This is a genomic window from Pseudomonas sp. 05N433 (assembly GCF_056396925.1).
This window is the reverse complement of record NZ_JBFTML010000106.1, coordinates 1-7,269: the sequence shown is the minus strand read 5'-3', so window position 1 is coordinate 7,269 and position 7,269 is coordinate 1. Positions and strand designations below refer to the sequence as shown.

5 protein-coding genes and 2 pseudogenes are annotated in these 7,269 nt (G+C 49.0%); 3 read left to right on the top strand and 4 right to left on the bottom strand.

What is annotated here, in order from left to right; genetic code table 11:
- A pseudogene (locus AC1DIS_RS29610) lies at positions 1–879 on the bottom strand (hypothetical protein); the annotation flags it as partial.
- Positions 880–1,175: 296 nt separating this feature from the next.
- On the opposite strand from AC1DIS_RS29610, the gene AC1DIS_RS29605 reads away from it, so the two are divergent.
- From AC1DIS_RS29605 to AC1DIS_RS29595, 3 genes and pseudogenes are all read left to right on the top strand, one after another.
- On the top strand, positions 1,176–2,273 hold the full coding sequence (locus tag AC1DIS_RS29605) for an acyltransferase family protein (protein ID WP_086945323.1): 1,098 nt from the start codon (positions 1,176–1,178) through the stop codon (positions 2,271–2,273).
- Entirely contained in the window at positions 2,270–3,034 is a 765-nt protein-coding gene (locus AC1DIS_RS29600; RefSeq protein ID WP_086945324.1) for an SGNH/GDSL hydrolase family protein, read from the top strand. Before AC1DIS_RS29605 ends, AC1DIS_RS29600 begins: the two co-directional genes overlap by 4 nt.
- Before the next feature lie 62 nt (positions 3,035–3,096).
- Positions 3,097–3,706: pseudogene (locus AC1DIS_RS29595) on the top strand (IS66 family transposase); the annotation flags it as partial.
- A gap of 209 nt (positions 3,707–3,915) precedes the next feature.
- On the opposite strand, the gene AC1DIS_RS29590 reads toward AC1DIS_RS29595, so the two are convergent.
- From AC1DIS_RS29590 to AC1DIS_RS29580, 3 genes are all read right to left on the bottom strand, one after another.
- On the bottom strand, positions 3,916–5,310 hold the full coding sequence (locus AC1DIS_RS29590) for an undecaprenyl-phosphate glucose phosphotransferase (protein ID WP_018928262.1): 1,395 nt from the start codon (positions 5,308–5,310) through the stop codon (positions 3,916–3,918).
- Between the two features lie 491 nt (positions 5,311–5,801).
- Positions 5,802–6,470 (bottom strand): winged helix-turn-helix domain-containing protein, encoded by a 669-nt coding sequence (locus AC1DIS_RS29585; RefSeq protein WP_018928261.1) that lies wholly within the window; start codon positions 6,468–6,470, stop codon positions 5,802–5,804.
- 38 nt (positions 6,471–6,508) lie between these two features.
- On the bottom strand, positions 6,509–7,269 hold a 761-nt coding region (locus AC1DIS_RS29580; protein WP_477781281.1), incomplete at its 5' end, for an EAL domain-containing protein.

Genomic DNA, 7,269 nt, shown 5'->3' with positions numbered 1-7,269 from the left:
GGATAGTACTTTTTCTCTAAAAAGTTCGGAGGTGGAAAAAAGTGTAATAAAAATCAAGGAGAAGGTTAGCGTATATTTAAAGGATTTTACTGCGCTTTGGCTAAGTGCAAATATTATAAGTGGAATTGCGAATAGAATAAGAGGGGTTCTGGAGTTTGTGAATAGCGCACCTCCAATAATTATCGTCGTGGCCAAGCCGATTTTTAGATAGTCTTTGAGATTGAGCTTCGGTTTTTTGAGCTTAATTGTATAGTAAGTGAGCAGCATCATGACAATAAGTGCGCCATAAGTGATGGGGTGCGAAATTGTCCCCTGTGCCCGGATACCGCGTAATGTTTCCGCGTAGGTTTGGGCAATGATGCGGCCTGTATGAGTGGTAGAGTTAATGAGTTCAATATATGGGTTATAGTTTATTAAGTAGCAGATGGTTCCGTATGCTGCCAGGGCGCAGTAGCATATTATGTATTTGCTCATAAGTGTGTTGAGCTTTTCGGGGGTTTGTCTGCCTAGGTATTCACAGTAAATAGTCACTGGCATGAATACTTCAATGATCAAGCTTGTTAGTGTCAGCAAGCCAGAGTTGCTAGAGCTTATATTTAATATGGCTGAAGTTGCTGAGGAGATAAAGATTAGATAGAACGCACGGCTGAAAGGCTTTTTTGGGGTGTGTTGTCTTTTTTTGAATAAATTCTTCGTCAGATACATACCTATCATTACAAGGCAAAGATATTTGTAAAGACTGAAGGCAGGCAGTGAAGGTATATCAATTAGGAGCAGAGCTTTGGGCGTCAGCACCGTCCATACAGGGATAAGCAGTACGCTCCTGCGAAATGATAAAATCATTGCCAGTGTGCCGAGGGCGGCCAGTATAAAAATCATATGTTGGGGCCTTAGGGTCAGTGCTTACGGTGTATTGGTCTCCCGAGAAGGAGTAATACTTCGGCTCTAATGGAAGGGGGCTAAAAAATATATGATTTTTTAACATGTTTCTGTCCTTTTATATATTGTTTTATGTGGACGAAAAATAACGAAATCATTTGCTCGTTCCTTGTGTTAAAAATTGTCGGATATCGGGTGGCGACAAGAAGAGTGCCCGAGTTCATTCTGTTCGTTTCGGCCAAGCTTTTCTTGGGCCTGCAGCATTTTGGCCATTAATAAATACTTGGAGGTGGAATATGTTGGCAGCAAAAAAGCATGCCGGAAGCACGACGGCGGGTAAGTTTGAGTTAATTCAGGTATTGCGATTCATTGCTGCGTTGGCTGTCGTTGTCTGCCACTCTGCGTTTTACTCAAAGGAGAGGCTGGATCCAGGGACTATTAGTTACAACCTTGGTGCTAATGGAGTACCTCTATTTTTTGTTATTAGCGGCTTTGTGATGATGATAGCTGCTGAGAAAATGCACAATGCGAGCGGTACTTGGAAGCTTTTTGCTATACGCAGAATTGTCAGGATTGTTCCGCTTTACTGGTTTGCTACTTCGGTTAAGCTATTCACCTTGCTGGCGGCTGCCGGTCTGGTATTGCACGCGCAAGTTGATTGGTTGTACATAGTGAAGTCCTATTTCTTTGTGCCAGCGATCAATGTGGATAACGAAACAAAACCACTGTTGGCCGTCGGTTGGACGTTGCTGTTTGAAATGTTTTTCTATGCTGTTTTTACACTGGCGTTGTTGGTTCGGGTAGATGCAGTGAAATTTACAGCGCCGATATTGGTTGCCCTCGCAGTGGCGTCGGTTTTTAAATCGGATGCATGGAATGTGGCTTTGTCTTTTTATGCCGATCCAATAGTTCTTAATTTTTTGTGGGGGATGTTGACGGCTAGGCTAATGGAGCGAAGTGTGCTCATTAAGCGAAATACTGCTGTTGTCATTCTTCTGCTTTCCCTTGGGTACTTGTTTTTTCCGCGATTCCCTGAATATGGAAACACCCTAACTTATGGTGTAGCTTCTTTTTTTGTGGTTTATTGCTGTGCTAGCCTTGAAAAGGCGGTAAATTTCACATTGCCTCGGAGCATGGTGTTTTTGGGGGCTGCGTCTTACTCCATTTATTTGTTCCATCCCTTAACGGCTCCCGTGGTGCCTGAGGTGTTCAAGAGGCTTGGCATTATATATTCTGTTCCGTCGGTGGTCGGCAGTATCTTTGTCGCACTTTGCGCTGGGGCTTTCATGTATCGTTTTGTTGAGTGTCCACTTACGGATAGGCTCAATCGCTATGTAAAACAATATTTTAGTGCTTCAGCTAATTTTAGAAAGCAGATGAAAAGTTTTGAATGAAAGGTCTAGTGAAGGTGTTGGTAGGGAGTATTCTTACTCTTGGTTGCTCTTTTTTGGCTGCTGCACCGTTGCCACAGCTAGATGCCGTGATGCCGTGTGATACTGAAAATGTCAAGGCTTACCGGATATTGTTTGTCGGTGACAGTATTACTTTGCACGGCTTCGACGAGACGACAAGGAAGAATCTAGGATGGAGTCATACAAGTGGTATGGCAGCGTCCTCCAGGCAGTCTGATTATGTAAGTATTTTAAGTCGAGAAATTAGTGATGCCCGCGAGCAGCCGACAGTGGTTTGTTATCACACTGCAGGAGGAAGTGGCACAGTTGACCAGCGACTCCGAGCATTGGGCTCTGTAATTAATACGCACCCAAATCTTGTGGTTATTCAGCTAGGTGAGCACGAAGACTCTAGAAGTGGAATCGATAGTTTAGAAGAAAATTACAGAAAGCTAATTACTGCTCTCCGGCAACTAGACAGTCGTCCGAGTATCATTGCCGTGGGTCCATGGTCCTTGTCTCGTCAGAATGGCCTTGGGCGTTACAGTAGTTGGTCCGGGGAGGTCGATAGAGTGATGGCGGCGGTCTCCTCTGAAGAGCATGTGCCTTACTCTTCAGTAGCGGATATCGCGGCTCTTCCACTGGCCCATGGTGCCGGTTCATCTGATGGGGTGCGCTGGCATCCGAATGATTACGGGCATAGCTTATATGCCAAACGTTTATTTTTATTGTATCAGCAGGCAACTTCCTCCGTGCGTGATTAATTTGGCGTTTGGGGATGTTGGTAGTCCCTGCATTGTCAATCTGGTTCGTGTGACGAGGGGGCAAACCGTTGCCCGTCGACCTGCCCCGAATCGAAGTCATCTATGAACTTTCTGAGCGTGAGCTGACGTGTGCCCACGTCTGTCATGAACACGCCATCGGCGAGGAGGTCAGCGAACAGCTTGAAATCGTTCCGATGCAGATCCGCGTCTTCAAGCGTTTTCGCAAGATCTATGGTTGCCGCGATTGTGAGTCAGCACCGGTGAGGGCGGATAAACACGCCCAACTAATTAAATAATATGGCCAGTCCGAGCGTGCCGGCCCTGTTGCTGACGACCAGATACGTCGATGTCTACCGCTTCACCTTTTCGAAAAGGTCCTGGGTCGTTACGGCATCGATATCCCGTGTCAGAGCTCGGCCCGCCTCACAGGCCGGTGATCCTTTTGACTAATCCATCACCGGGCCCGGGAGGTGGCGACGAGCTTACTTGATGGCTATCTACACCGCGCTGGATGCTGATGCTGCACAGGCAGGCGTTGAGCGTTTGCGCAGTTGAGCGCATGCACGGCGAAAGTTCTTCGATACGCAAAAAGTGCAAACCAAAGACAAGACGGGGCGTGCGGATATCGCGCTGAACCTGATCAACAGGCTTTTCGGCATCGAGCGCAGCCTGCCGGTGCTAGCTCAGCTTACGGAGGGTAGCCTTTCCTTGAGCAACGCTTCCCCACCACTCTCCAGACAACCTCACAAAGAATTTGAATTTGGTTATGTTTTCACACGAGGAGTGGGATGAAGCGGTGGGGCGGGAAATCCGGAGCAGTCAGAGAGCCTGACTGCCCCGGTAGCTAAGCTGAAGAATAAACGGGGTGAAAGTCGCAGCGATTAATAGATGTCCTTGGAAAAGAGCGTAAAGGGCGTCTTGATCAGGATCTTGATGTCGAGCCACAACGACCAGTTGTTGATGTAGTTGAGGTCGATCTCCACGCGCTTTTGCATCTTGTCGAGGGTCTCGGTTTCGCCACGGCAGCCACTGATCTGGGCCAGCCCGGTGATGCCCGGTTTGATTCGATGACGGGCCATGTAGGCCTGGATCTTGCCGGTGTAGTAGTCGTTATGGGCAATCGCATGCGGCCGCGGTCCGACCAGCGCCATATGGCCTTGCAGTACGTTGAAGAACTGCGGCAGTTCATCGATGGACGTGCGTCGAATGAAACGGCCAACCGGGGTAATGCGTGGGTCTTCACGGCCGGCCTGGCGGACTTGATGGTCGTCGTGCAGGCGCATGGAGCGGAATTTCCAGACCTTGATGATCTTGCCGTTCCAGCCGTGCCGTTCCTGTTTGAAAATGATCGGCCCCGGGGAGGAGATCTTCACTGCGACGGCAATCACCAGCAGCAGTGGACTGAAGGCGATCAGCGCCAGGGCGGCGAGACCTCTGTCCAGCAGGGTCTTGCTGAGTGCCGCTGTCGGGTAACTGGTCAGCGGGCTTTCATTGAGGTGGATGGCGGGCAGGCCATCCAGCTCGCTGACGGAATGATTGAGCAACGTCATGCTGCCCAGGTCGGGAACCCAGACCACATCCACATTCGAGTCGAGAAGGTCGATGTACAGCGCTTCGACCTGCTTGGCTTCGCTCAAGGGCAGCGCGATGTACAACCGCCGGACATCGTGCACCCGGATCAGCTCGCGCAGCTCCTGCAACTGGCCCACGATCCGGTGGGTATTGACGTTGGTCGACAGCTCGTTGGGTTTTGAGCTGATCAGGCCGACCAGCGGCGGATACTCGGTTTTGGCCAGTTTGTCCGCCAGATTCACCGCCAGTTGGTCGGTGCCGATGATCAGGGTGTTATTTTGGCTGTGCAATTGCCGGTGGTAGTGTCTGGAAAAACTATGCAGAGGCAGGTACAGCAAGGCCTGCACGCAATAACCTGCCACAGCCCAGACCATGATGATTTCCCGGGAGAACAATTCGCTGGTCTTGCTGAGAAAGCCGATGCTGGTCAGGCCGGTCAGTGTCAGCAGCCACCCCAGCAGCAGTCGACCCAGGCCGGAGAGGTATCCATGCTGCTTGTGATAGACCAGCAGCAGGGAGTAAGAAGGGACCGAGCCCAGGAAAGTCAGCACGGCAAGCACACGATAATGAGCTTCGATTTCTCCTGTCTGGTACAACGCCAGAGCAAATAACAACGCATTGACCGAAGTGATGGCAATTATCCATTGCCCCCAGAAGGTCAGTCCTTTGGATATGCTGTTTCGATTAATACGATTATGTACCATCGCGGTGTCCCTCGGGCGTGCGCCACGTTGTGTATCAGTCGACGGTTAATAAATGGCAGCCGCGCGCAAAGGCTGAGCGAGCGCAGTTCGGTCAGAGATTATTTTTATTATTGGAAGGGAATAACGCGGGCTATGGCTGGCCATCCGAATGTTGTTTTCAAGTCAGCTGATACGGTTGTCTCAGTGTCCGGTTTTTATACTAGTACCTTAATCTTTGTGGGTGTCTGACGAATTATAACGGACACCACTTCCAGGGCTCATGTTATAAAAGGTCGTGCTCTTTTATTAGGAGGGCATCACTAAATCGTCTATAAAATTGCAGCATTCCGATAAGCGCTTGCCCGCCATGGGGAGGGATCCGGCAGGAACTATGGAGAGAAATATGTGCGAGGGACAGGCGGCGGGAAGTACGAGGTGAGGTGGTTAGGCAGTCAAGCGGTATCGGGTTGAGCGGGAAATCGCATTTATTGTTATTGTTTTTGCGATTTCAATCAGTATGCGATTCTGATCCTTTGTGCCAGGCAATAACCACGGTTTCTGACCGAGCGAATCAGGCGTTCCCCGTTGGCGGCAGTCTTGAATTTTTTCTGCAGTCGGCTCAAGCACATTTCAAGGCCGCTGTAATTCTCCGGGTCTTTATCGATGCGTAGAATAAGATCGTTCTTGCTGAGTACCCGTCGATCACTGATGACCAGTTGGGTGAGCATTAACGATTCGGTGCCGGTCAATGGGATGGTTATATCTTCCTTGATTAATGTTCTGTCGTCGGCATTAAACCACCAGATGTCGGGGTTCCCCTGCGACTCTTTAACCCGGCTGACTGCAGAGATGAACTCTTCGTCTGCCACCGGTTTCTTGAGAAATCCATCAACCCCGAAGTGCGAGAAGTGATGAAGTTCTGAATGCTCCGAGTTGGGAGTTATGAGTATGATTTCCGCATCTTTTTGATTTTTGCGGATAAAGCTGACATCGCTCAGCGAGATATCGGCCTGGTCGAGCAGGATGTGCGTGAATCGACTCTTTCGGATGCGTTCGCTGCTGAGTTTGCCAGATTCGATTTCAAAAGATAGATGCAGGCGTTGTGCGAGAAGCGATTCTATAGCTTGTCGTGCCAGTTGATCTCGGGTGAAAATTAGAAAGCTGTTGTTTGGCGTATTCACAATAAGGCTCCTTCCTAGTTTGGTGAAATTTTTTAAGCTTAAATAACCTCGGTAGGCGAGTAGTACCGCCCCTGGAAAAAATCGAAAGGCATGCTGCGGGCCAGTGTGTGCAGTGCTTTGTGCTCGACCCGGTCCGCAATGAATCTGATTTTGCTGTCATGGATCATGCTGCTCAGGCAGTCGTAAGACCTGTTGAAAAAGTCCTGACTGTTATCGACCATGATGTCGAAATTGGACCGGGTCAGGTCCACTTTTATGTAATCGAACAGCTTCGGGCTGATCAGTTTTTCAGCGCTGTCATCGCTTAAGTCATAGCCATCGAAAGCGATCTCGATCCCGTTGTCCTTCAATAAATGAATATGATTGATAATGGTTCTTTTTTCTTTGAGATTGAACGAAAGGAGCGAACTGCCATTAATGCTGGGGATTAGCTGTTGTTCATGCTTCTTGAGTGTCGTTTGAGCGTCGTTCAGTTCTCGGATGAACGCTTTATCCAATAACGCGGATTGGTTCATGGTCACGAATAATTTATTGGGTGTCTGTACGGATGGGGACGACGTGGCCTCGATCTGTGAAAGGGCATTTAATTGGATCCGCATCAGTACTTCACGATAAATCGCCAGTGGGTGATCGGGATGCAATGGCTGATACCCCTTGTTCAGAGGTGTCTGTTGTTTGGTCGCCTTGGCATAAATCTCACTGCCGAACAATTCATCGTTTCGCTTGAGGATTGATTGCCTGAAGAAAACCAATGCGAAGTTATCTTGCACGGTATATTGCCTGCTGGACTCCATTGTTT

What these genes read in the sequence shown, in the direction of transcription:
- AC1DIS_RS29600 (WP_086945324.1), top strand. Translation starts at nt 2,270, where the DNA reads ATGAAAGGTCTAGTGAAGGTGTTGGTAGGGAGTATTCTTACTCTTGGT.
- AC1DIS_RS29605 (WP_086945323.1), top strand. Translation starts at nt 1,176, where the DNA reads ATGTTGGCAGCAAAAAAGCATGCCGGAAGCACGACGGCGGGTAAGTTT.
- AC1DIS_RS29590 (WP_018928262.1), bottom strand. Translation starts at nt 5,310, where the DNA reads ATGGTACATAATCGTATTAATCGAAACAGCATATCCAAAGGACTGACC.